Below are 24,183 nucleotides of genomic sequence, written 5' to 3'. Positions count from 1 at the left end.
AATTTGGTAATATGTTGACAATGTTTCGTCCAATCTAGTTGATTGGTGTCATGCTGTCAAGTTGTTTTTGTGATGTCAAAATGCCAAAAATCAAACGTACGCCCGCGGGCGAAACCTTGACGAACCTGATTCCTGATCTGTTCGCACTCAACGGTCACCTGCTGGCCGCTGGCGACCGGCTTGTCGAACCTCTCGGACTAACGAGCGCGCGTTGGCAAGTGTTAGGCGCTGTCGTGAGTGCTGATGTTCCCGAGCCGGTTTCGTGGCTCGCGCGCAGAATGGGCTCGAGTCGCCAGAATATCCAGCGCATCGCTAACGACCTCGAGGCCCAAGGACTGGTCGCATTCGAGAGCAATCCGAATCATCGCCGCGCGCCCCTTGTTGTGCTGACTGACAAGGGTCGTACGGCGTTTGATACTGCAATGCGTTTGCAGGCGCCGTGGGCGAACCGCCTGGCGGAGGGGTTGTCGGTCGCCGACGTCGAAAAAGTTCGGCAAGTCGTGGAACTGCTTTCCAGCAGGCTGGGAGCCGGCGACGCCGCCGACTGACGCAAGCGATCATGCCGAGACGTACCCGACGGTGAGCACGACGAGGGCCGCGGCGAAGCAAAAGGGCCTCATGCTGACGTGAACTCAGGCAACGTTGCTTTGACAATGTGGCCGATGACGAAGATTGGAATGCAGCCGCGTCACGTCAGTTTGTCTTCAAGAGGAAGTCCACCCACGCCGCCACGACATTCGGTCGCTAGATCAGCACGTTGCGTACTGCCCGCAGCAACACGGCGCGCTCACCTGCGCGTCCTGCCGATCGTCCTTGCGCCTTTCGATCCACACCGAATCGCCGAATTCATGCGTCCGATAACGGTGAGCTTCGAGCGCCGCCGTCGCGCGGGCAAGCGTCGCGCGATCCGCGAACGCGCGTAGCAGTTCGTAGTGACTCGAACCGGGTTCATGCGCGCCGGACACGACGACGTCGACGATACGCAAGCGCGTGTTCGGTCCGATCCGTTGAGTAGCAATCCCGTCTCCGGCATGGACGGTGCCATCCACACTCGCCGCATGCTCGAGCGCGCGCACGACGGTCGTGCCGATCGCCACGACGCGTCCCTGCCGTGCGCGTGTCGCTTCGATCAACGCGGCCGTCGCGGCTGGAATCCGATAGGGTTCGTCGAATGGCAAACAACGATCGAGCCCAGCATCGCCTGTCGATGAGAGGCCGGCTGCATGCGTCAATGTTGCGAACGAAATGCGCCGCGCGTGTAGGCTTTCAATGGTGCGCCAGTCAAGCACGAAGCCGGCTGATGGCGGCTCGAACGCCACCGGCTGCGCGGCGATCGGCGTCCAGACGTCCCACAGCGCGAGCGCGCTGTCCAGATGCGCGTACTGAACTGGCCTGCCGTGCAGCGCGAGCGCGTGCCAGATGTGTACGGCGCTACCGTGCAAGCGCAATTCGACGAAGCGCGGATGACCAAGCATCCGGACGACGGTTGCCGTCAGCGGGCCGAGCGTGAGGCGGTCGCCGGGAAATAGAGCGGGTGGCGCTGCGCGCGCTTCGGTCTGCATATGGAAGTCACCGGCGCCGAACAGGATCGCGCTGAAACGCGCAACTTCGTCAGCGGCGAGCGAAGGCCGTCCTGCGAGCCGCACTTCGATCGATTCGCCCGTCCGGTCGTGAATGCCATGCAGACTTGCAGGCAGCGTCGCCGCATCGTTCGCGATCACGCAATCGTACGCACGAAGAAATGTGGCGAGTGCGCGTCGCGCACGATGTTCGATATGTCCGGAACCATCGACGACAAGCAGTCGCGCATCGTCAGGGCGTTGAATCGGCAGCGTGGCCGCGCGCATCGTCACGATCCCCCGTGAGTGGCGGCATTGCGCAACTCGTGCAATGCCGACGCAATCGCGTCGGCGAACTCGTGCGCTACGTCGGCGGGGCGCTTCAATGTCGCGGGGTCGTCGCCGGGCGCGGCGAGCGCATGCAATGGCGTATCCATATCGCCCGGATCGAGGGACAGCATGCGAATCCGCTGCGCAACAAGCTCAGCGTTCCAGATGCGCGACATCTGGCGCAGCGCCGCCTTGCTTGCGCCGTACGCGCCCCATGTCGGGTACGGCTCGACGGCCGCATCGCTCGATACGTTCAGCACGACGGCGCCACCGTGCTCTCGCGCGGCCGCCGCGAGCGAACCCAGCAATGCCTTGGTCAGCCGGAACGGGCCGAGTACATTGGTCGCGAGTGCGGCTTCGAAGTCTTCGCACTGAGTGTCCCCGAGAAGCGCGAGCGGCACGGGTCCGAGCGACGAAGCATTGTTCACCAGCACATCGACGCCGCCCAGCACGCCGTTGATCTGCAGCGCGAGCGGATAGATATCATCCTTCTTCGCTATGTCGCCGACAATGCCAGCGACCTTCGTGCGTGTGGCCGCCACGGAGGCGACGAGTTGCGCGCGACGGGCGACGAACGCCACCGTCGCGCCTCGGGCGAGCAACTCGTCCATCAACGCGAGACCGAGTCCCGAGGTGCCGCCCGTGAGGGCAACGCGAATGCCATCAAGGTTTCTTTCCGAATCGGTCATGCAGGTACTCCAGTCGCGGGCCGCACGCGTGTGAGCGGCGTCTTCCCAATGGCCTGATAATAAAAACGACCCGTCGCCTGTCCCAGTGCGATGTCCAATTTCTTGTCAGAAAGTCGATACGATGGACGAGACCTCTCACGAAACTACCGATGAAATCGCTCACGTGGCCCAGCACCTTGCTCGCAACCTGGTGGCGCTGCGGCACGCTCGCGCGTTGACGCAGGAAGGGCTGGCGAAGGCGTCGGGCGTGCCGCGCTCGACGCTCGCCAATCTGGAATCGGGCGAAGGCAATCCGTCGCTGACGGTGCTGATGAAGGTGGCCGGCGCGCTCGGTGCGCCACTTGACGAACTGCTTGCGTCGCCGCGAGCGAAGGTGCGCAAGTGGTCGGTCGAGGACATTTCCGCGCAGAATCGCGGCAGCGGCTTGACGATCCGGCCACTGGTGCCCGAGCCGGTGCGCGACAGCATTCTCGACACGATGGCCTTCGCGCCCGGCGCCTATCTGCGCGGCACGCCCCATCTGCCCGGCACACGCGAGTACTTCACGTGTCTCGAAGGGCGGGTCGCCGTGTTCGTTGCCGGCGAGCGACACGGGCTCACTGCGGGTGACGTGCTGGCATTTCCCGGACACGTGCCGCATTCGTATCGCAACGAGGATGCGCATCACAAGGCGCTGGGCGTATCTGTCGTGATACTGGCAAGAGCGGGTGTCTGACCAACACTGTGCGGCCTTGAATCGGCGCTTGCGGTGTCGCGCGGGGGGTATGCGTGTCGACCGGTTGAATTCGCCGAGTCGATCTGCGATGGCTCGCTATAAGAAGCCCCCCCGACAAACTCACATGACATCAAACATGTAAAGCTGCGCAGGCGTGTCCACGATTATCGCCCGGCGCTCGGTTTGATCGGCAAGAACCGCGTGCAGCAGCTCGAGCGTGCGGGCGTAATTCACCTGTGTTTCGAACTGCGTATGGGGCCAGTCGCTGCCCCACATGAGCCGCTTCACGCTGAATGCCTTTGTCAGAAGCTGAACCGCCTCGTGTATGTCATCGTAGTCGTGCCCCGCGTTCCGCCAGCTTCGATAGGCAGCCGATACTTTCACCCACACGCGCTGCGTGTTCCCAAGTTCGAGAAGACGGCGAAAGCCCGGATCATCTATACCTCGAGCGGGATCGGGCCTGCCGAAATGATCGACCACCACGTTCATGCCTTTGTCCAGAAGCGGCGGGACGATGCGCTCGAGACGTGCCGCTTCGGCGTGCACTTCGACATGCCATCCAAGTTCCCGGATATGCGTGAGCGTCTGCGCGCTCACCCAGCGATGCAATGGCAAATCGGCCTGGCCGATCAGATTCAGGCGGATACCGACGATGCCGGCACGCGCCATCGTCGCCAACGTGTCAGGTCCGCAGTTCGGCTCGATGACGGCGACGCCGCGAAGCCGTTCAGGCGCGCGACGTAACGCGTCGAGCAGATAACTGCAATCGGTGCCGAGAAAGCTGGGCTGCACCAGTACCCCATGCGACACGCCGTGCTGATCCAGTTGCGCGAGATATGAATCGAGCGGCGCATCGTAGTCGGGCGCGTAGCGACGCTGTCGTGCGAGCGGCAAGCCGCACTCGAACACATGTGCATGCGCATCAATCGACGCGATATGGGGCGGACGATGCACTGCCAGTGTCTGACTCGCGTCCGAACCCTGCTTCTCCATCATTGATGTTCCTCTACTATCCTTCAGTGACCTCGTGACAGCGGTCTTCTTCAATGTCTGCGCGCCTGCAGCAGAGTGCCTGCATGCTCCGCTTCAGGCACGACTTCATCGAGCGCGCGGCCGCGCGTTTCCGGCAGCATGAGTACAGACAGCACCACGATCGCATAGGCCAACCCTGCATCGATGCCGATGGCGGTTCCGAGCGACATGGTCGCCGACATGTGGCCAACGAGCACCGGAAAACCTGCCGACACGACGCGGCCGAAGTTATAGCAAAAGCCGACGCCTGTGCCGCGGATGCCACGCGGATAAAGCTCGTTGAAAAGCGCGCCCATGCTCGCCGGAATCCCTGCTGCGAAGAAACCGAGTGGAAAGCCGAAGAACAGCATCGCGGTGTTGCCGAGTGGCAGAAACACATAGCCAACAACAGTCAGCACGCAGCAGATTGCAAACAGGAGGATGGTCTTGCGTCGCCCGATACGGTCGAGCATTTGCGCGCTCGCGAGGCACCCGCAAAAGAATGCGACGATCACGACGGCGAGATAGCCGCCGGTGCCGAGCACGGACAGATGGCGTTCGGTCTTCAGAAACGTCGGAAGCCAGGTCATCAGCGCGTAGTATCCGCCATGCGCGCCGACACCGAGTAATGCACCAATGAGCGTCATGCGCAGCACTTGCGGAGAAAAGATGCCGACGCGAGGTCCTGAAGCCTGTGCATCCTGTTGACGCGCTGCGCGCGCCGGCGGCGCCGGTTCCTGCACGCCACGTCGAACATAGAGGATCAACAGCGCCGGCAGGATGCCGATCGCGAACATCGCGCGCCACGCCGTCTCGCCCGGCAGCATCGAGAACATCAGCGCATAGAGCAGCACCGCCGCTGCCCAACCGACGGCCCATGCGCTTTGCACACTGCCCATCGCCTTGCCGCGATGCTCGTTGCGGATCGTTTCCGCCATCAGCACAGCGCCAGCCGCCCACTCCCCGCCAAAACCGAAGCCTTGCAAAGTCTTCAGGAGAAGAAACTGGGGATAGTTCTGCGCGAACGCACAAAGAAACGTGAACACGGAGAAGATCGCGACCGTCCATTGCAGCGTCTTCACGCGTCCGAGCCGGTCGGACAACATGCCCGCCAGCCACCCGCCGAGCGCGGACGCCACCAGCGTGGCCCCGCTCACCAGTCCCGCTTGCGTGCGGCTGATCGACCATTGCGCGACGATGGCCGGAATCACGAGGCTGAACATCTGCACATCGAGTGAATCGAGTGCCCATCCGCCGAAGCACGCCCAGAACGTGCGCCGTTCGCTGCTGGAAATCTCGCTAAACCACTTGAACATGGCTGTCTCCTGCGTTCGCGATCCGTTCGTGCGGATCGACGTTTTGGTATGAGCGGCGACCGTCAGCGGATCTCGGCCTGATAGATGAATTCGCTGGCGGGACCGCGCGAACGCCGCCATTCGAGTGGTTGCCTGTCGTATCCATACGCGAGCCGTTCGATCACCACGGCGGGCGTACCCGGCTCGATGCGCAAGAGCCGTGCGTGCAGCGGGCGGATTGCTTCGACGGTCAGTGTTTCAGTCGCGGAGGCCACGACCTGGTTGCAGGTCGCCTCGTACACGGGATACAGCAGGTCGCCGATCTCCGTCAGCTCGAGTTGCGCGAACGCGGCAAAGCGGACGTACGGTAGCCATATCTCTTCGGCGAGCATCGGCACGCCGTCGATCAGACGAAGACGCGACATCTGGATGACCCGCGCGTGGCTCGATATCTGCAATGCCGCAGCGACGGCGGACGGTGCATCGACGACATCGCGACGCAGGATGCGGCTCTCGGGAATGCGCCGCTCGCCCTGGCGCGTCTGGAAACGGAAGAAACGGAACAGCGAGCTGTCGAAGCTGGCGCGGCGCACGAACGTCCCCCTGCCCTGGAAGCGCTCCAGCAAACCCTCCGCGACGAGCAGATCCACCGCCTTGCGGACCGTGCCTACCGCCACGTCATAGCTGCTGGCGAGCGCCTGCTCGGTGGGAATGGCTTCACCAGGCCGCCAATGGCGGGCCGCGATCAGAGCGACCATTTCATCGCGCAGGCGCTGGTAGCGCGGTAGCCGGTCATCAGCGTGCATCTTTGTCTCCTCCAAATTCATATATATGATTGCATGGATCGATGTTCCATCATCCTGGTAGTAACCCTTCAATACCTTAACGACAAAGAAACAGCGGGTTTATACCCATTGCCGGCCTGACCAAGCCCACTAAACATATATATGAATTTAAACCGGAGACCTTCTGTGAATTCAACCCCGCTCGCCGAGCAGGCTGTCGTGAAGAAAATCGCGTGGCGGCTTATGCCGCTTCTGATCGTGATGTTCCTGATCGCCTTCATCGACAGACAGAACGTCGGTTTCGCCAAGCTGCAGATGGTGCATGCGCTCGGGATGTCCGAAGCGTCATATGGCCTGGGCGCTTCGCTCTTCTTCATCGGCTACCTGATGTTCGAAGTGCCGAGTACGCTCGCGTTGCATCGCTACGGCGCACGCTTGTGGCTCGCGCGAATCATGGTGACGTGGGGCGTCGTCACGGTGGCGATGGCCTTCACACATTCGATGGGCCTCTTCTACGTATTGCGGTTCGCGCTGGGCGTTGCCGAAGCCGGCTTCTATCCCGGCGTGATCTTCTATCTGACGCTGTGGTTTCCGCAGAGCCATCGCACGCGCATGCTCGGCTTCTTTACGCTCGGCAGCGCGCTTGCCAATATGCTCGGCTCGCTCGCGGGCGGTTTGCTGCTGTCGCTCGATGGCAACCTCGGTCTTGCAGGCTGGCAGTGGGTGTTCGTGGCGACGGGCACACCGGCAATCGTCATCGCGCTAGTCGCGTTGCGCTATCTGCCAGAATCGGTCGAGCAAGCGCCGTTTCTTTCCGGCGCCGAAAAGAACCTGATGGTCGCTGCGCTTAAACGTGAAGCGCCGGCCGAAGCCATTTCCGAACACCCGTGGCGCGCGCTCGTCGACAAGCGCGTGCTGCTGTTCGCGTGCGGCTACATGATGATGTCGACGTCGCTCTATGGCGTGACCTACTGGATGCCGACCCTTCTGAAGAGTAGCGGTGTTTCGCATTCAATGAATGGATTGCTCAACATGATCCCGTGGATGCTTTCCGCGCTGCTCCTGCTCTGGCTGCCCGCGAAGTTAAAGCGCGAGGGCGTCGTGCTCAAGGCGATGACGGCGGTGGCGAGCGTTGGCGTAGTCGGCTTCGCGCTGAGTCTCGTACTGCCGGGCCTGCCGCTGCGATTCGCTGCGCTGGTCCTGGGCGGCGCGTGCATCCCGCTGCTGTATCCGTGTTTCTGGTCGCTGCCGCCGCGTTTCTTCACGGGCGCCCGCGCGGCGGCGAGTATTGCGGCGATCAATTCGATTGGCAACCTGGGCGGCTTTTTTGCGCAAAACCTGATGCCCTACATCGGCAAACTGGCCGGCAACACGAGTGCGCCGATGCTGGTGCCGGTCGTCTGTCTGACGCTGCTCGGCGCGGGTATGTCGGTCGCGTGGGCATCGAGTGATCGCGGCACGCGTGCACGCGTTGCGGCTGGGCAATAAGCGGAATGCGCGTCGCGCCGGCTGCATCTGGCCTTCGCGCGAGGCCGTCATCGGGTGGCGGGTGAGGCGAAGTGCTGCCGCAGTGTGCCGAAGCAAAATGTTCCTCTGATGGTCCGCCCGGTGTTGGCCCGCGGTAAGCCATCGCCACGCCCCGCTTCTCACCTTCGCTTCTCACCTTCATAAACACTCACACGAGGGAGTGCGGTTGAAATTCATACGAACGATGATCGAGTATGTCTTTCCACAGGAGGGAGACGACTCCTCACTTCTTTTTCTCGCAATCGCAGCCGCCGCGTTGAACGTCGCGGTCATCGTGCTATGGCTGTGGATCGTCAATACCTTCCTTCACTGACCACATCGGGCATTGCGTCTTTGTCGAACCGAGCACGTACGCGATGAAGACCTCCTTCTCCATGGCCCGATGACCAACGATCATCGCGGTTCGCGCCTGCGCCGCAGGAGAACCGCGAACGTTATCCCAGTCGCTAGCAGCCCGATACCGCTCAGAAGAAGAAGGCTTGATGTCGAAGTCCGTTGAATGAGCAGTGCGCCCGACAGAATGCCAATGGATTGCCCCAGGAAGAGGAAGCAGGAAAACAGCGACACGGCTATAAACCAGTCCACCTATGCCGTATAGCCCGACGACCAGGGCCGCCTGCGAGATCGGCAGACCGATTGCTTCATGGACGTGAGTGGGCAAAAAGGCGAGCGCGCCATAGGCGAGGCAACCCTCGACCATCGTAATCGCAAGCACGACGCGAGCCCAGGACGTTTGGAACACGGATGCCGTATTGTGCAGAAACTGACCTTGCACGGGATCGGCAACGCCCTCTCGCATTCGCGCCTGCATGAATGTCAACGTTCCGGCAATGCCGAACATGACCGCGATGACCAGGAATGCAATTCGCCAGCTTGCGACAGACGGGATCGCCCCACCCGCCCACTGACCGAAGATGGTCCCAAAGACCGTCGCTCCGAGAAGCCTGGCGAGTATTTCCTGGCGACGTTCGTAACCGACGGTGTCACCGATCCATGCCATTGTGAGCGGGACGATACCCGCCGCGGCCGCTCCCGAAACAGCACGCGCGACAAGAAGCTGGTTGAGGTTATCTGACGCGAAAGCGCCGATATTGCCGACTGCACATCCCAGTGCAGCGAAGGCGATTATCTTGACCTTGCCGAAGCGATCACCCAAAGGTCCAAAGAACAACTGCATGACGCCATGGGCAAGCGCAAACACCGAGATGGCGTAGGCTGCGTGCTGGCGATCTACTGCAAAGTTCGCCTGGAGCGACGTCAGCATGGCGTCGCATATCCGCATCGAAGCCAGACTTGCGAAACAGCAACAGTAAAGTGGCCACAGTCGTCGACGAAGGGTGCGCTTCCCCAGTTTGCTGTCTTGTGCTTTCAACGCGAGCCTTGTCCCCAGTGTTTCGATGACTATTGCGTGCGATCGTGAGACGACCAACATGCAGAAAATAGCGAGTTTTTTTGTTTACTGCGTCCCAATGGCAATGGATCCGATGAGCGGCTTACATTGCCCAGTTGCCAGTGTCGCCGCTCCTGCTTCCCACCTGCAAGCTGAAATAGGCCGCGATATTGGCGATGTCACGATCCGAAAGCGGCGCCGCCATCGCGTTCATCGTGACGTTCCGCCGACTCTTACCTTCACGGTAAGCAAGCAGCGCATTCTCCAGATAGGCACGCTGCTGCCCCGCGAGGTTCGGAACACCAGGTATCTTCGCCACGCCGTCCACGCTGTGACACGCGAAGCAGACCGCGGCGCGACGCTTGCCTGCATTGGCGTCCGGGGCGTTCCCCGGAATCTGCGCATGTGCCACGGCGCAGTGCAGCGAGAGCAGGACTAGTCCGCGGCGAATACAAGGCGTTTACCAGAAGGCCAGCGCAGGCTCTCAGGCGGCCATCAATGGCATTCTGGACCCGACAGGCTCTTCTAGTGGAACTGTCCAGGCAATCGCACGAGTAGGTCTGCGCACATCGTTCCAGCGACAAACGGTGCGTAGCTGGATAAGAAGGCTGAGGTCCCGCGAGCGACAGTGCGGGCCTCTGTTGCCTGAACTTGCGGTCTACGGTTGGACTGCCCACGCGCCGGATTAACCCTCTCTGCCTTTTTTTCGTGCAAACCAGCCACCCCCGGGCAATCGACAAGTTCGGCTATTGCCGGATGCCAATCCTCCCAGAACGCTGTTGGTTGTTTGCAAGAAAATGAAGTTGGCTCCAGCGCTTCCATCCCGTCTTTGCTGCATCGAACCCGACTTCCAGAAATGGAGCACCGTTGTATGAACGGCTTTACCCTAAGCATGAAACAGCGCCTTACAGCAGCCTATTTCTCTCTCGGCCTGCTATGCATTTTCGTCGCAATTCTTGGGATCAAGGGTATCGACGATGCTAACGAGCGTGCGCAACGGGCATACGAAGGTGTCACCCGTCCCGGACAGCAGGTTGAAAGATCGTTCATCATGACACTCGGCAGCGCTATCCAGCTCATGGAAGTGTTAGCTTTGACTGATGATGCCGCCAGACGGCAGCGCCTTCAAATCGTTGAGGAATTGCAGAAAGCCAGTAATGAACAGTTCGGCATGTTCGAGCGCAGCAAAAAAGCCGCTGCCTTCACGCCGATCGCAAAGGAGCTTGTCGTCAATCGGCGACGGTTTGTCGAAGCGCTCTCAAAGGTTGAAAGTCTGCTGCGGGCGGGAAAAACATAGGACGCGATGGACGCGGAAACCAACGAGGTCCGCCCGGCCGGTGTGTCGCTGTTTCAGAACATAATGCAAATTGGCGATCTTCTGGACGTTGAGGCGAAAGCGGTTCGCGATCGCGACGTTGTTGCGTATCGCCGCATCATGACTCTAATGATCGCGCTATTGACAACCGGTGGGCTGGCAGTCGGTGCATACACCTGGGTACAGCTTGGAACGATTCGCCGCAGTGTCCGCGCAATGCAGACGACGCTGGATTCCGCCAGCCAGTCACTTGATCTTACACACCGGGCACCTGTCGAACGGATGGACGAGATCGGACAGACTGCTCACGCGTTCAATCAGTTGATGGATCGCGTGTCATCGACACTACTTACTGTCCGCAACTCGGCGGAATCAGTCGCCACGGCGTCGACGGAAATAGCGTCGGGTAACGCAGATCTATCGGCACGAACGGAAAGACAGGCTGCGTCCCTTCAGCAAACGGCAGCGTGCATGCAGCAACTGACCGGTATCGTTCAACAGAACAACGAAAATGCGCGCCAAGCCGCTACCCTGGCCAACCAGGCGTCAGAAACGGCAGCGCGAGGAAATGCGGTCGTCATGCAGGTAGTCGGCGTAATGCTGCAAGCGAGTGAGAGCTCGAACAAGATTGCCGATATCACCGGGATGATCGAAAGCATCGCATTCCAGACCAACATCCTCGCACTGAACGCTGCTGTCGAGGCGGCCCGCGCGGGAGCGCAGGGCCGCGGGTTCGCGGTGGTAGCTGCTGAAGTACGCTCGCTCGCCTAGCGCGCTGCAACCGCGGCGAAGGAAATCAAGAAAGTTCCGCGGTAGTTGGTTGGCGACCACTGCCGCCCCGACAGCCGATACGCAGCGAGCGCGTTTTGGGGCGGCAGTTCAAAAGCAGCGTAATGGCGATTCATCCGACTATGGACCCGACATGCACACCGCTTCGATGTTGTTCCCATCCGGATCGATCAGGAAAGCTGCGTAGTACGTCGGGCCGTAGTCGGAGCGCAACCCGGGCTTGCCGTTGTCCGCGCCGCCCCCGTGTATGCCTTCATGGTGGAAACGCTCCACGGCTTCGCGGCTCGTTGCCTCGAACGCGACGTGCACGCCGCGCGCCGTCGCGGCGTCCGTACCTGCCCCATGCAGCCACAACTGGGCCTGCCCCGGCTTGCCGAACCCTGCAAGCTCGCCTTCATGCATGCACAACTCGAAGCCGAGCGGCGCCAGCACTTGCTGATAGAAGCGCACGCTGCGCGGCACGTCTGATACTCTCAAGCCAATGTGATCGAACATATGCGTCCCTCCTGAATGGCAATTGACCGCATATGGAGCATAGAACGCACAAGCGGATCATACCTAGGGGAAAATTGCCCTGATCGCAAGACACTGCGACGTGCCCCTGCCCGCGTTTTCAACCGTCTTTTGCTCGAAACCGCTGGCCATAACCGACGTCCAAGTCACGCTGGCGGATCGCACCGACACGGCTCCGACAACGTCGTTCATCTTCTTGCGGCGCAATCCGAACGGTACGGGAAGAAATTGGCGCCGGAAACGAATGGATTTTTCTATTTTTTCAGGTTGCGCTGCCGCGCTCCGCCCTATTGCAGGGGCATGCAGACACTGACTCGCCTGTGGCACCGGACCGGTTGAAGCGAGGCACATGCCGCCTCGCGTTTGGACAGCGAAGCGGCACCGTCAAGCCATGTCATCGCGCATTGCTGCGCGTCGGAGTGCTCATTCAATCGGGTCGTAAGGCAGACCGACATAATTTTCGGCAATCGTCTTGAGACCCGCCTCCGAGCTCGTGTAGTAATCGTAATCCGTACGTTGCATGCGCTTGTCAAATGCATCGCGATCCGGAAATTCATGCAGGAGGTTGGTCATGAACCACGAGAACCGCTCCGCTTTCCAAACCCGTCGCAACGCCACCTCGGAGTACTTTTCGATGAGATCGACTCGACCTTCCTGATACACGCTACGCAGAATGCGATACAGCGTGCTAACGTCGCTGGCTGCCAGATTCAACCCTTTCGCGCCCGTTGGAGGGACGATATGCGCCGCGTCGCCAACAAGGAACAGCTTGCCGTATTGCATAGGCTCAACAACATAGCTGCGCAGCGGGGCAATACTCTTTTCAAGTGAAGGACCAGTTACGATCTTGCCGGCGACATCCGCGGGTAGCCGCGTCTTCAATTCCTGCCAGAAGCGCTCGTCGGTCCAGTCCTCAACCTTCTCGGTGAGCGGCACCTGCAAATAGTAGCGGCTGCGCGTTGTAGACCGTTGGCTGCACAAGACGAAGCCACGATGGTGATGTGCGTAAATCAGCTCGTGATTGACTGGCGGAGTGTCGGAAAGCAGACCCAGCCATCCGAACGGATAGACGCGCTCGTAGTGCGTGAGAACTTCCTCAGGAATAGTCTTTCGCGATATACCATGAAAGCCATCACAGCCGGCGATATAGTCGCATTCCAGCCTGATAGTCTCGCCGTTCTTTTCGAACGTCACGTAGGGTCGCTCGGATTTGACATCGTGCAACTGAACGTTCGCCGCTTCGTAAATGATCGGTGCACCGCTAGCTGCGCGAGCGGCCATGAGATCGCGCGTAACTTCGGTTTGACCGTACACGAGTACCGACGAACCGCCGGTCAGTTGCTTGAGATCGATGCGATCGCGTCGACCGCCGAAAACGAGTTCGATGCCATCATGGATCAATCCTTCGGCGTCCATGCGCTGACTGACGCCCGCCTCGCGCATCAGATCGACGGTGCCCTGTTCGAGAACACCGGCACGAATGCGCCCGAGAACGTACTCGCCGCTCTGCCTTTCCAGAATAACGTTGTCTATACCCGCCTTCTGAAGCAGTTGACCTAGCAAGAGACCGGACGGGCCCGCGCCAATGATTGCAACCTGTGTTCGATTCACCATGATCTCCTCCAATTCCTTTGGGGGACGCTGCGCCTTCCCTTTCACGGCAGGTCACTGCATCTCTAATGTTGTATTTTTCGTCAATCAGCCGACTTTGATAAGGCAAATTTCAGATCTAGAATTGCACTTTTCAAATATCCACGTCGGGTCGGCCCGGCTGGCGGTAAGCTCAGATGAAACATGCGACCCTGAAAACCATCCCGGTCTTCAAGCTGTATGGCGAAGGCGCCGCATGGCGAACACCGGATCTGCTGCATTGCGAATCTATTCCTGAGCGCAGCAGCGTGCACGATTGGGAAATTCATAGGCATCGGCATGCCGATCTCGCTCAACTACTGTACGTACAACGCGGAGTGGCCGTGCTTGAAATCGAGGGAGAGCAGACGCGGGTCGATCGACCGTCGATACAGGTCGTGCCACCGATGTGTGTGCACGGGTTCCATTTCAGCCCGGACGTCGATGGGTTCGTGATCACAATCGCGGCGCCATTAATGAACTGGCTACAGAAGCAGAGCGATACCGGACGGCTGGTTCTCCAACATCCGGGGTGTTACACAGCGGATGCCGACCAGCCTTACCTGGATATGCTTTGCACCACGTTGAACCGCGAATACTCGAACCTCGAACCGTCCCGTGATCTGCTGCTGCGCTCGCTGGTCAGCGCGCTGGTAGTATGGGTAAGCCGACGCGAGCGGGAGCGTCACGTGATTGGCGAACGACGCGATCGCAGTCAGGCCTACCTGACCGCGTTTTCAAAACTGATCGAAAAGCACTATCGCGAACATCTTCCGATCAGCCAATACGCCGCGCTTCTCGGTGTCACGCCGGTTTACCTCAATACACTCTGCCAGCGCCTTGCCCATCAAAGTGCGCTCGCGCTGGTTCATCAGCGGCTTTTGCTCGAGGCGAAGCGCAATCTTGTCTACACGACGCTCAACGTGAATCAGATCGCCCATCTGCTCGGCTTTACAGAGGCGGCCTATTTCACCCGGTTCTTTAAACGGCTGACAGGAACTACGCCGAATACTTTCCGCTCCGGAAAGTGAAAGTCACGCTAACGCTTGTACGCCAGCATGCATGGCCGGCTCAGCAAAGCTACGGACATGGACGCGATCTCGAACGCCCGCCTGACGCAAAAACGTCATAACCAGCGCGCCAAGGCGTGTAGCGCGTGGGAAAGAGAACACAGCGAACCTTTCCCCGCTCCATCGCCTTTGGCGTTCTCCAAGAGCCGTCCTGAAGAAAGACCAGGATGATCTTACTTATAGTGACTGGCGCGCACCTCAGCCGCGGCGGCCAGTGCTTCCCGATAGGCTGCTCTTTTTGCTTTGACCTCCGGTTTCAGTTGCTCACGTTTCTCGCGGCTCTTGTGATATGTGTGCGCTTCGATGAAAAGACGCAGGCTCCCACCTGTTACCGGTCCGAGATTACGCTGGACGGGTGGTCGACCCGGATCTACCCATAGAATCTGCTGCATTTCGTTGGTTGCCGGATCGACCCAGCTGATGTAGCCACCCGGCAGAATTTGTCTCGGCCTCTTCACTGCTCCCGTAAAGCTATAGCGCGCGTCGGCGGTGACAGCGGGGTCGTAGAAGTGCGGCGTAATGAAATCGGAAACCGCTATTCCATCGATCGTGTAGGTGTACGGGTCGGCTTCACACGGATCACAGGCCTCAACCAGATACTCGAAGCGGCCCGTGCCATCCTGGATCTCGTCGCCTACGATCTCTATCGAGTTCGAGGTCTGTAGCCGGTTGCCATTCGGGTCGATGAGCATTTCTATGGTTTCGTGACTTGCATCGACTGCCCATTCTTCGCTGCCCGGCGTGACGATTACTTTCGCGTACGGCTGGTTATGGCGAGTCATATGGAAGCCGCCTTCGTCCGGAGGCAGGGTTTTGACGAGCTGTACGGGCCACACACCCTGGGGAATTCTTTTTGGATCGGCCAGATACGAAACCGAGGCACTGACTGGCCAATATTTCGGCAAATCCCGTGTCACCTGGATATTGAGCGCCGCAGCCACCGCGGCCATTGTTTGAGTATCGACCGTACCCGTCGTGTCGACGAGCCCAACTTTGGTTGCCAACATAAGTGCCTCCTGTTCATCTGCTTGCGGTCACGTGAAAGAGCCATGTCGGGCAGGAACCTGCCCGATCTTTCCGCATCGTCTCCATTCGGCAGAGCGGGGGGCGATGCGGAAAGAGGTGGTAATTGCGGTGGTACTTATATTGAATGCTGCTGGCCATGGGCAGATTCACCACAGTTCACCACTATCAACCAATCAATGAGTCGCGCCTGAAGTCAACTGTCCGATCATGTTCCGGATCGCGCGCATCTGAACGCCTTGCTGGTCGGCGAAATGACTGTCCGTGTAACCCCACCAGTCCCAGCATCCGTTCGGGTTCAGTCCCGCAATCGATACTGCCTGCGGATATAGCACGACGATCCGGTTGTTGTCCGCCCATTGCGTGTAGCCCGCGTGCCGCACGAACGTCGTGCCATAGAAGAGGCCGGGCCGCGAGTCGAGCGGGACGTAGTCCTGACCCTGCTCGCAACCGTGCAGCGCGACGTGCAGCCGGCAAGGCGCACCGGCATCGCAGGTGCTCGGTACATAGAGCCATCCTGTAGTGTCCATGCCCGTCGTCCACGTAAAACCCGATGGACGGTTCGCCGGTAGATAGCGACTCTGATCAAAACGGATGAAGCGTCCCTGTCGCGTCGCCGCACTGGGCGGCACGAGCGGATCTGGGCCGTAGATCCAGCCCAGCATCTCCTTCGCGCCATCAACATCGCATTTGCCGATGAACGGCGATTCGCTTTTTGCGCACGCCACGCCATAGTTGATGGTGGGCATGGTGTGGCCTGCATCGGCGATTTCGATGTTCTTCATGCTCTGCGTCGGCACGCCGAGTGCCGCATAGAACTGCTGCAACTGGGTAACAACGGCCGTGGGCACGGTCGCATCCCTTGCCCCCGAGATCGTGACGATGCGTTGACCGGTGACACCAACGACATCGTCGATCATGTGATTGGCCGACAATGTTTTGGTGCGCGAGACGAGCTTCGGCACATCGGTGCTGCCAGCAGAGACCTCGCACGCGCTGGTCGGCTGGATGGTGCATGAGCATCGGGTTGTGGCGATCAGAAGGTCGTTTTGCGAGCAATAGTACGGACCGGCCGCGACGACGCCCACACCCTTGATGATCGACGAATACGCAACGGCCAGCTGCACCGCCATGAACCCTCCCGACGAGATGCCGGAGACCGACGTCTGCGAGATATCGATGTTGAGCGCCGGTAATGGCGGATAGCTGACTGCCTCGCCGTAAGAGCGAGCGGACAGTATCGACAACGCGATGGTACATATGTAAAGGATCACTTTCACCGGCGGGCCTCGCACTCGGTTGCATTGCTTGCAGACACATTGCCGAAGAATCTGTTCCCTGCTCCAGGCGTGCTTTGAGAGGCAGCGCACTTGCTTCGTGCTGGCGGCACGAGGGGCGAATACGACGAGTCGATGTATGTCGGCGCGTTTGCAAAGTCGAATGCTTATCGGTAGAACGAAGTGCGCAGCGACCGTTTTAAGCTCAGCCCGCAATTGATCGCCGATGCTGCCGTATACGTGGCGTACCCCGCGACGTAGATGGGCCCCCTGGTTGTTGATCGGCGCAAGGTGTACTTCGCATGTGATATAAAGGCTGGCCGCATGCATTTGCGCGAGCCTGAAATTGTCAATTGCCTGAAGCAGATCACGAAGATCGAATCCAATCGCCCAAAACTGTGTGCTAACTCACATAATGGAGCGCCTTGTCCTCGTGACGCACGAACAATCGCCTACTGTCTGCATCATCAGATCGGTGATTTGACAGCGGACGCGACGAGGAGGAAAGGCCATGCAAAACGATGTGCTTAAGCAGGGCGATAGTGGCGACGATGTCAAAACATTGCAGCAATGCCTGGCGCGCCATGGTTTCAATCCCGGAGAAATTGACGGTATGTACGGGCAAGCTACCGTCGCCGCAGTCATCGCATTTCAAAAGAGCGAAGGATTGCTACCGGATGGGGTGGCGGGACCGCGTACTCTGTTAGCACTTGGCCTTGCCGATTCGAACGATTTGCCGTCGGCTATCCCTGCGGTAACTGTCCAGGTCGTCAGCCAGATGTTCCCGGTGACGCCGATCGGAAATATAAAAGCCAATCTGCCGTCGGTGCTTTCCGCGCTGGTGACGAACAACGTGGCCGACAAATCCATGGTCCTGATGGCGCTTTCCACCGTGCGCGCCGAAGCGGAGTGCTTCGAGCCAATCAGCGAAGGCCAATCCCGATTCAACACGTCGCCGTCAGGCCACCCCTTCGATCTTTACGACAATCGCAGAGACCTGGGTAACCAGGGGGCGCCGGACGGGGCGCAGTTCAAGGGTCGAGGTTACATCCAGCTCACTGGGCGGTCGAATTACGCGACGTTCGGACCGAAGCTCTCGCCACCCGTCGACCTGATCGCAAATCCGGAACTGGCCGGCGACCCGGCTATCGCGGCGAATCTGCTTGCGTTGTTCCTCGCGGACAAGGAGCTTGCAATCAAGAACGCTCTGCTTGCGGGAAACATGGCAAGTGCGCGGGAACTGGTCAATGGTGGCACAAACGGTCTGGATCGTTTTGAAGACGCCTACCAGCGCGGAGCCGCACTGATTCCCGATTCTTTCGGCAGCTAGCCTGCGATGCGGAGCCAACGATGGCCACTCCTGTTCTTGCTGCCGTGCCGGACGATGAACCGGTGTCGAGCACCTTCGACGAGCTCATCTTCAAACGCGATCTCAATGAGGTCCACCTGCTGCTCGACTTCATATCTGGGCGACCCGACTCGCACATCTGGGACATCGGCGACGTCAAATTCCCGGATCGAAATGACGGGAACGGCGCGCTTCTGACACCGTACCAGGTCATCGAGCGCATCTGCGAAATGCGTTTTCCGCCACCGAGCGGACAAAATATGGCGGATAAGGCAGATAGCGCGGCACTTCTGCTCTACGTGAAAGACAAGTTGAACTCGGTCGCCTATCCTGCGTGCGGCCTGACGATCGCTTATACATACATCTTTCTTGAGGAGATCGAGGGCGTCGCGCGTCAAGCTGCATCGTCCGTGCGTTCCCGGGCGCGTGCCCTCGTGGCGAGAACGGCCTATCCGGGTCTTGTTGTTAGTGCAAAGCGATTCCGTCGTTTTCATAAGAGTGTGGCGTGGATGGGCGCCGCCATCACCCTGCTTGCGGCGATTCTGTTGTGGCTGGTCGTATACGGCGTGCAGTTGACGTCCCGGTTCGAAGAAAACCAGAGGAGTACGGCTGACGTGACGAGCCAGATTTACGTACAGGTCGACAAGGAAAACGCAGCATTGGCGCCTGAAAAGCAGACCCACGACAGCGTTCCGACGCGCTGTCATGCAGACAGGATCGAGCAGCAAAGCAATGAGATCAGGCTCTTGTGCAATCAGTGGTCCTACTTTCAGGCGCGCTATGACAAGTCGATCAGCGACGTTGCCACGTTTGCCAACCATTGGCCATCCACCTGGCTGATGGTGCCGTTTCCGACCTCGCCCGGACTGCGGGAAAAGGCCGAGCTTGGTTACGTCGCAAAACAGGTAAATATCCAGTCGATCACACTGGTGCTCTCCGCGTACGCGAGCTATGTATTGCCCGTCATGTTTGGTGTGGTCGGCACAATCGCCTCTTTTCTGCGCGACATTGGCAACCGGATCACTAGCAGCACACTTGCGCCACGTGATGAAACGCTCGCCATTATCCGTCTGATTCTGGGGGCAATCGCGGGGCTTGCCGTCGGGCTGTTTTTCACTCCCGCGTCCGTTTCGGCGCAAGTGAGTTCGGGGGCAGGCGTGCTGACGCTGTCGGCGTCGGCGATTGCGTTCCTTGCCGGCTATGGCGCCGACGGCTTTTTCCGAATGATCGATATGATGATTACGCGAGTGTTCAGCCTCGATCGTCCAGACAAGTCTTCGCCGGCCAGATGAATCCTGGGGCAGGCACCGACGATCCGAACGGTACGATAAGCGCTTCTCCGCAGCAGAAGAAGAAACGGCGTTTTCGTTTGCCGCGACTGAATTGTCGTCCTGCCAATTGGCCTTCCATTCCTGCCCACGAAACCCAGGCCGCTACCCATTGCGCGGGCACCACCAACGTCCATTAGCGGGCAGGCATTCTGTCGGTCCAGACAGTCGGCTCGCCTGATAGACTCCGCATCGTGCCGAGTGGATCGTAAACCATGGGAGAGCCTATGCTGCGAACATACCGCGGAAGTTGCCATTGCCAATCGGTGAGGTTTGAAGTCCGCGTCGATTTCAGTAAAGGTACGGTGAAATGCAACTGTAGCTTCTGTAGCAGACTGCGGTTCTGGCTCGTCCAGGTTCGGCTGGAAGAGTTTCGTCTTCTTTCTGGTGAAAGCGCACTTTCGCAGTATCAAGGCAAAAACCCGGTAGCCCGACATCCCTTTTGCAAGCGGTGCGGTGTCCACGCGTTTGACCGCGTGGATATGCCAAACGGCACGGGATACCCGTACATCAACGTGAACATGATGTGTCTTGACGAGCTTGACCTGGAAGAAGCCTTGAATGCGCCGGTCGCTTACCAGAATGGGCTCGCGAATGACTGGAGCAATCCCCCTCCGGAAAGCCGACATCTTTGACGTTGTCGCTAAGGAAACCGATATCGAGCTGATAGCAGTTTCCTTAGCAGTCGCATCGAACTCGAGAACGTTGCAATGCATCAGTATTCGCAAACGCGGCTAAACCGTACGGGTCTCTCACTGCCCGACCTTTTCCGATTCGACCACGATGTCCAGCACGTAAGCGACTGACGGTCCGTCGGCGGGCGGGTTATTCACCGTATAGCGCTTCACGCGCAGCACGTTGCGCATGCCCGGTGTGTGGGTATAGCCCTCAATGGCCTGATCCAGCGGTTGCCACGCGCCGGGTGTACCGGTCACCAAACCCTGCTCGTCGAAGTGACGTTCGCGCACCAACAGACATTGCTTGTCTGGAATCAGCGGATGGTTGCACGGCACGGTCTGTGCGGCCACTTCGAGGAAGGCCGTTTCACCGGGGCCGCCGAAACGCGTCTGAGCAGTAGGCACGCCGGTAAAGCTCAACGTATCGCCGCTATCCGTAACCAGTTGCAGGCGCGGTGTGTCGCCGCGGGCCAGCAGGTTCACGTTGAGGCTGCCTTTCAGGCGCTGCGCAATCGCATCGTCGAGCGCGGCGAGGGCGGCATCGTGGCAGGCCATCAAGGTGCTCACCATCGGGCCAATCCGCAGCCGCCCTTTCTTGATGCTGTAATCGGCCCCCATGTTGTTGCAGCTATTGACCACCGTTAACCGGTCAGCACTAAAGTCCAGTTGCACCGGTCTGTTCGTCCCGACGAACAACGCATCGATGCGCCTGCCCTTGCTATCAATTGCGTCATTGAGTTGCCAGTGGTACTGGCTGAGGAGGCCCGACCCGGTCGTCGAGGTCGCGTTCGCGGCGGCCTCGGCGGACGCGCCCGCTGACGCGGCCGGGCTTGTCGCTTCAGGCGTCTGCAAGCAACCGGCAAGAGCGAGTGGCAGCAATAGCATGCAGGGTTTCACGTCGGCACCTCCGATAATTCAGTGAATGCTCCAGATCAGCTGGTCGCGTTAAGGGCGGATGGACGGGAAAATCAAGTCGCTCACCGGAAGTCCTAAGAAGCCAGTAAATGGTACAACCCGGCGGCACTGCGCTGGGTTCCCAGTCGCGAACAGATCGCGCAACGCCCGGACAAGGTGTGTTTGAAGCTGGAATAGTTGATGCTTGAATGCCGCAATCAGCGGCGCGTGTCCGCTCGCACATGTCCATGAAACAATCCGGCGACGTACGTATTGGCATTTCCGGCTGGCGCTATGAGGGTTGGCGCAATAGCTTCTACCCTGCCGGTCTGAAACAGACAGAAGAATTGCAGTACGCGTCGTCGTCCTGTGTCATTTCGAAGCAACGTGGGCACACTGCGTGCTGCACCGACAGGTAACGTTCGTATTCTCGACGGGACCGCCATGGCTGTACTGCACTCGCCCGGGATGACCGTTGGCAGAACGATAGGCAAGGTTGTCGCGTGGATCGTCGCGGTGCTGATCATTCTGATCGCGGCGCTCATGCTATTCATTTTCACATTCGACTGGAATCTGGCGCGGCCGCTCGTCAACGAGAAAACAAGCGAAGCGATCGGTCGCCCGTTCGCGATCGAGGGCGATTTGACTGTGGGCTGGCATCGTCCCGCGGGGGAAACGGGCTGGCGCGCGTGGGTGCTTTGGCCGAGCTTTTCCGCACGCCATATCACGATCGCCAATCCGGATTGGACGAAAAACAAGCACTTCGCGACCCTCGACAGAATCGACTTTCAGGTCAAAGTGCTTCCGCTGCTCACGCACGACATCATCATTCCGACGATCACTCTGACGAACCCGGCAATCGACCTCGAGCGACTCGTCGATGGACGCAACAACTGGACGTTCAAGCTGAAATCCTCGGCGCGACCGTTGGAGTGGAAGCTCGACCTGCATGACATCTGGCTCAATCGGGGGAACATCGCGTTATCCGACCAGCAGCTAAAGATTGATATGCAGGTTGTCCTCAATACACTCGGCCAGCCGATCCCGATCGGCGAAGCACTCAAACAGCAGGAAGAAAAATCACGCGGCGCGTCGGCCGATGCGGTCGGCAAAGAAGGCGCGAAACAACTGAGCGCGCAGGCGAAAGCGGCTGCTCCGAAAGCATCGGAAGGGTCGTCGTCCGTTGTCGCTTCCGGCGCTGCGCGTGCGCCTGGCCCAGCCGCGGCAAGTGGAACGGCCACGGCCGTCGTGCAACAGAAGAGCGTGCCGCAATACGGCATCGGCTGGAGCGCGAATGGCACGTATAAGCACTCGCCAGTGTCGGGCAGTGGCAAACTCGGCGGCGTGCTCGCCTTGCAAGACACCTCGCGTCCCATCCCCGTGCAAGCCGACTTCAAGGCGGGCGACCTGCGCGTCGCGCTGGTCGGCACTGTCACCAACCCCGCGCATCTGGCCGCCGTCGATCTGCGACTGTGGCTGCAAGGCTCGAGCCTCGATCGTCTGTATCAGCTGACGGGCATCACGCTGCCCCAGACGCCGCCCTATGCAACCGAAGGCCACCTGATCGGCAACATCAGGTCCGGTAGCAGCGTGCTCCGCTATGAACACTTTACAAGCCGCGTCGGCGGCAGCGATGTGAATGGCACGGTCGAGTACACGCAGCGGCAGCCGCGTCCGCTGATCGAAGGCGAGTTGGTGTCGAATCTGTTGCAGTTCAAGGATCTGGCGCCGGTCATCGGCGCGGATAGCAATGCGAGCAAAGCGAGGCGCGGCGAGACGGCGCGCCAGCCGTCATACAAGGCGGTACCGACCGAAGGGTTCAAGACGGATCGCTGGACAGCGATCGACGCCGACGTGAAGTTCACCGGCCGCCGCATGATCAAGGATCCCGCACTACCCATTACTGACCTGTACACGCACGTCGTGATGAAGGATGGTGTGCTGTCGCTGGAGCCGCTGAAGTTCGGCGTCGCAGGCGGCGCCCTCGCGTCGAACATCCAGCTCAATGGCAGCACGACGCCGCTCAAGGGCCGCTTCTCGACGCAAGCACGCCATCTCAAGCTGAAGCAGTTGCTGCCGACCGTGAAAACAATGGAGAGCGCGCTCGGCGAAATCGACGGCGACGCTGAGCTGTCAGCGACGGGCAACACGCCGGCAGCGCTCGCGGCAACGTCCAACGGCGAGGTAAAGCTGCTCGTCACCGACGGCACGATCAGCCGTCTGCTAATGGAAGAAGCGGGCCTGAACGTGGCGAACGTTGTCTACGAAAAGCTCTACGGCAATCGCGATGTGTATATCAACTGTGCAGCCGCCGATTTCGTCGTGACGGACGGCGTGCTCGATTCGCACGTGTTCGCGCTCGATACGCAGGACGCGGTGATCAATATCGGCGGCAAGGTGAACATGAAGAACGAGTCGATGGACCTCGGTGTTCATCCACACACGAAGGGCTTCCGCATTTTCACGCTGCGCTCGCCGCTGTACGTCAAGGGCACTTTCAAGAATCCCCATGTCGGCGTGAATACAACCGCGCTCGCGCTGCGCGGAGGCGCGATGATCGGTCTTGGTCTGATCAATCCGTTTGCCGCGCTGATTCCGCTGATCGCGCCGAGCAACCACAAGTCGCTGCCATGCGGGCAACTGATGACGGCCATGCAGTCAGAACAACCGACAGCGCCGCCGCCGGGCCAGCGCCAAAGGTCCAGCGGGCTGCGTCTGCCGGCGGGCACGCCGGGCGCAGCCACCGCCGAACCGTCTGCGTCCACACCAGCAGTGGCGGCGTCGAGGTCCTCGGCACCGTCAAAGAAGACCACGCCGTCGAACGGCGGTGCGGCACTGCAAAGCCCAGCGAACTCAGCGGATCACACAGGAAGTTGACGAGCAAACGGCCACATGTGGCCCCTCGACGAGATGCGCGTGACTCGACGCGGCGAACCCTGATTGCTGTGGCGCGCTGTTGAGTGGCACGGCGTCGAACTCGGCATCCTGTTGCAGAAGCGGCGCGCGAGTTCGTGGATGG

At 59.8% G+C, this 24,183-nt stretch carries 21 protein-coding genes and 4 pseudogenes; 13 read left to right on the top strand and 12 right to left on the bottom strand.

Going from position 1 to position 24,183, the window contains the following annotated elements; genetic code table 11:
* The first annotated feature begins 80 nt into the window (after positions 1-80).
* Positions 81-548 carry a MarR family winged helix-turn-helix transcriptional regulator gene (locus BN2475_RS20160; RefSeq protein ID WP_094781262.1) on the top strand — a complete coding sequence of 156 codons (468 nt, stop codon included), beginning with the start codon at positions 81-83 and terminating at the stop codon, positions 546-548.
* 201 nt (positions 549-749) lie between these two features.
* On the opposite strand, the gene BN2475_RS20155 is transcribed toward BN2475_RS20160, so the two are convergent.
* Together BN2475_RS20155 and BN2475_RS20150 are read right to left on the bottom strand one after the other, a co-directional pair.
* Complete coding sequence (locus BN2475_RS20155; protein ID WP_094781261.1) at positions 750-1,847, bottom strand: S-adenosylmethionine:tRNA ribosyltransferase-isomerase; 1,098 nt, start codon at positions 1,845-1,847, stop codon at positions 750-752.
* A gap of 2 nt (positions 1,848-1,849) precedes the next feature.
* On the bottom strand, positions 1,850-2,578 hold the full coding sequence (locus BN2475_RS20150) for an SDR family NAD(P)-dependent oxidoreductase (protein WP_094781260.1): 729 nt from the start codon (positions 2,576-2,578) through the stop codon (positions 1,850-1,852).
* A 121-nt stretch (positions 2,579-2,699) separates the two neighbouring features.
* Here BN2475_RS20150 and BN2475_RS20145 point away from each other — a divergent pair, with 121 nt between their 5' ends.
* Positions 2,700-3,293 (top strand): helix-turn-helix domain-containing protein, encoded by a 594-nt coding sequence (locus BN2475_RS20145; protein WP_094781259.1) that lies wholly within the window; start codon positions 2,700-2,702, stop codon positions 3,291-3,293.
* Positions 3,294-3,413: 120 nt separating this feature from the next.
* On the opposite strand, the gene BN2475_RS20140 is transcribed toward BN2475_RS20145, so the two are convergent.
* The 3 genes from BN2475_RS20140 to BN2475_RS20130 all read right to left on the bottom strand — a co-directional run bounded on the left by BN2475_RS20140 (position 3,414) and on the right by BN2475_RS20130 (position 6,405).
* On the bottom strand, positions 3,414-4,289 hold the full coding sequence (locus BN2475_RS20140) for an amidohydrolase family protein (protein ID WP_094781258.1): 876 nt from the start codon (positions 4,287-4,289) through the stop codon (positions 3,414-3,416).
* 47 nt (positions 4,290-4,336) lie between these two features.
* Entirely contained in the window at positions 4,337-5,620 is a 1,284-nt protein-coding gene (locus BN2475_RS20135) for an MFS transporter (RefSeq protein ID WP_094781257.1), read from the bottom strand.
* A gap of 62 nt (positions 5,621-5,682) precedes the next feature.
* Complete coding sequence (locus BN2475_RS20130) at positions 5,683-6,405, bottom strand: GntR family transcriptional regulator (protein ID WP_094781256.1); 723 nt, start codon at positions 6,403-6,405, stop codon at positions 5,683-5,685.
* A gap of 141 nt (positions 6,406-6,546) precedes the next feature.
* Here BN2475_RS20130 and BN2475_RS20125 point away from each other — a divergent pair, with 141 nt between their 5' ends.
* Positions 6,547-7,872, top strand: a complete 1,326-nt coding sequence (locus tag BN2475_RS20125) for an MFS transporter (RefSeq protein ID WP_094781255.1) — start codon at positions 6,547-6,549, stop codon at positions 7,870-7,872.
* Positions 7,873-8,188: 316 nt separating this feature from the next.
* On the opposite strand, the gene BN2475_RS20120 is transcribed toward BN2475_RS20125, so the two are convergent.
* Entirely contained in the window at positions 8,189-9,175 is a 987-nt protein-coding gene (locus tag BN2475_RS20120; RefSeq protein WP_245841431.1) for an MFS transporter, read from the bottom strand.
* A gap of 229 nt (positions 9,176-9,404) precedes the next feature.
* Entirely contained in the window at positions 9,405-9,713 is a 309-nt protein-coding gene (locus BN2475_RS20115) for a c-type cytochrome (RefSeq protein WP_218023707.1), read from the bottom strand.
* A gap of 459 nt (positions 9,714-10,172) precedes the next feature.
* On the opposite strand from BN2475_RS20115, the gene BN2475_RS20105 reads away from it, so the two are divergent.
* The 3 genes and pseudogenes from BN2475_RS20105 to BN2475_RS20100 form a co-directional block, all read left to right on the top strand.
* Positions 10,173-10,598: a Tar ligand binding domain-containing protein gene (locus BN2475_RS20105; RefSeq protein ID WP_159444588.1), complete on the top strand. Its 426-nt coding sequence runs from the start codon at positions 10,173-10,175 to the stop codon at positions 10,596-10,598.
* A 6-nt stretch (positions 10,599-10,604) separates the two neighbouring features.
* Positions 10,605-10,940, top strand: a pseudogene (locus BN2475_RS36560) (HAMP domain-containing protein); the annotation flags it as partial.
* Positions 10,941-11,384 (top strand): annotated as a pseudogene (locus tag BN2475_RS20100) (methyl-accepting chemotaxis protein); the annotation flags it as partial. It abuts the pseudogene before it with no gap.
* A gap of 141 nt (positions 11,385-11,525) precedes the next feature.
* Here BN2475_RS20100 and BN2475_RS20095 read toward each other — a convergent pair.
* Positions 11,526-11,900 carry a VOC family protein gene (locus tag BN2475_RS20095; protein ID WP_094781251.1) on the bottom strand — a complete coding sequence of 125 codons (375 nt, stop codon included), beginning with the start codon at positions 11,898-11,900 and terminating at the stop codon, positions 11,526-11,528.
* A gap of 441 nt (positions 11,901-12,341) precedes the next feature.
* Positions 12,342-13,532 (bottom strand): 4-hydroxybenzoate 3-monooxygenase, encoded by a 1,191-nt coding sequence (gene pobA / locus BN2475_RS20090; RefSeq protein WP_094781250.1) that lies wholly within the window; start codon positions 13,530-13,532, stop codon positions 12,342-12,344.
* Between the two features lie 173 nt (positions 13,533-13,705).
* Between pobA and BN2475_RS20085 the strand changes: the two genes are divergently transcribed.
* The gene (locus BN2475_RS20085) at positions 13,706-14,578 is read left to right on the top strand and encodes a helix-turn-helix domain-containing protein (protein ID WP_094781249.1); all 873 of its coding nucleotides are present in this window, start codon (positions 13,706-13,708) and stop codon (positions 14,576-14,578) included.
* Positions 14,579-14,790: 212 nt separating this feature from the next.
* Here the strand turns inward: BN2475_RS20085 and BN2475_RS20080 are convergent, their stop codons facing one another.
* Together BN2475_RS20080 and BN2475_RS20075 are read right to left on the bottom strand one after the other, a co-directional pair.
* Positions 14,791-15,624: a hypothetical protein gene (locus tag BN2475_RS20080; RefSeq protein WP_094781248.1), complete on the bottom strand. Its 834-nt coding sequence runs from the start codon at positions 15,622-15,624 to the stop codon at positions 14,791-14,793.
* Between the two features lie 192 nt (positions 15,625-15,816).
* The gene (locus BN2475_RS20075) at positions 15,817-16,920 is read right to left on the bottom strand and encodes an extracellular catalytic domain type 2 short-chain-length polyhydroxyalkanoate depolymerase (protein WP_245841430.1); all 1,104 of its coding nucleotides are present in this window, start codon (positions 16,918-16,920) and stop codon (positions 15,817-15,819) included.
* Positions 16,921-17,428: 508 nt separating this feature from the next.
* Here BN2475_RS20075 and BN2475_RS20070 point away from each other — a divergent pair.
* The 3 genes from BN2475_RS20070 (at position 17,429) to BN2475_RS20060 (ending at position 20,228) form a co-directional block, all read left to right on the top strand.
* Positions 17,429-18,247 carry a peptidoglycan-binding protein gene (locus tag BN2475_RS20070; RefSeq protein ID WP_094781247.1) on the top strand — a complete coding sequence of 273 codons (819 nt, stop codon included), beginning with the start codon at positions 17,429-17,431 and terminating at the stop codon, positions 18,245-18,247.
* 20 nt (positions 18,248-18,267) lie between these two features.
* The gene (locus BN2475_RS20065; RefSeq protein ID WP_094781246.1) at positions 18,268-19,557 is read left to right on the top strand and encodes a hypothetical protein; all 1,290 of its coding nucleotides are present in this window, start codon (positions 18,268-18,270) and stop codon (positions 19,555-19,557) included.
* 263 nt (positions 19,558-19,820) lie between these two features.
* Positions 19,821-20,228, top strand: coding sequence for a GFA family protein (locus tag BN2475_RS20060; protein WP_094781336.1), 408 nt, complete (start codon positions 19,821-19,823; stop codon positions 20,226-20,228).
* Positions 20,229-20,345: 117 nt separating this feature from the next.
* Here the strand turns inward: BN2475_RS20060 and BN2475_RS20055 are convergent, their stop codons facing one another.
* Entirely contained in the window at positions 20,346-21,122 is a 777-nt protein-coding gene (locus tag BN2475_RS20055; RefSeq protein WP_245841429.1) for a DUF4377 domain-containing protein, read from the bottom strand.
* 290 nt (positions 21,123-21,412) lie between these two features.
* On the opposite strand from BN2475_RS20055, the pseudogene BN2475_RS35675 reads away from it, so the two are divergent.
* The 3 genes and pseudogenes from BN2475_RS35675 to BN2475_RS35670 form a co-directional block, all read left to right on the top strand.
* A pseudogene (locus tag BN2475_RS35675) lies at positions 21,413-21,529 on the top strand (DUF72 domain-containing protein); the annotation flags it as partial.
* 79 nt (positions 21,530-21,608) lie between these two features.
* Entirely contained in the window at positions 21,609-24,041 is a 2,433-nt protein-coding gene (locus BN2475_RS20045) for an AsmA family protein (protein ID WP_094781244.1), read from the top strand.
* A 15-nt stretch (positions 24,042-24,056) separates the two neighbouring features.
* Positions 24,057-24,167, top strand: a pseudogene (locus BN2475_RS35670) (IS6 family transposase); the annotation flags it as partial.
* Positions 24,168-24,183: the final 16 nt, after the last annotated feature.

Origin of the sequence: Paraburkholderia ribeironis (genome assembly GCF_900019265.1) — a bacterium.
GTDB lineage: Bacteria > Pseudomonadota > Gammaproteobacteria > Burkholderiales > Burkholderiaceae > Paraburkholderia > Paraburkholderia ribeironis.
The sequence above is the reverse complement of the archived record's forward strand: the minus strand, read 5'-3'. Positions and strand labels throughout refer to the sequence as shown.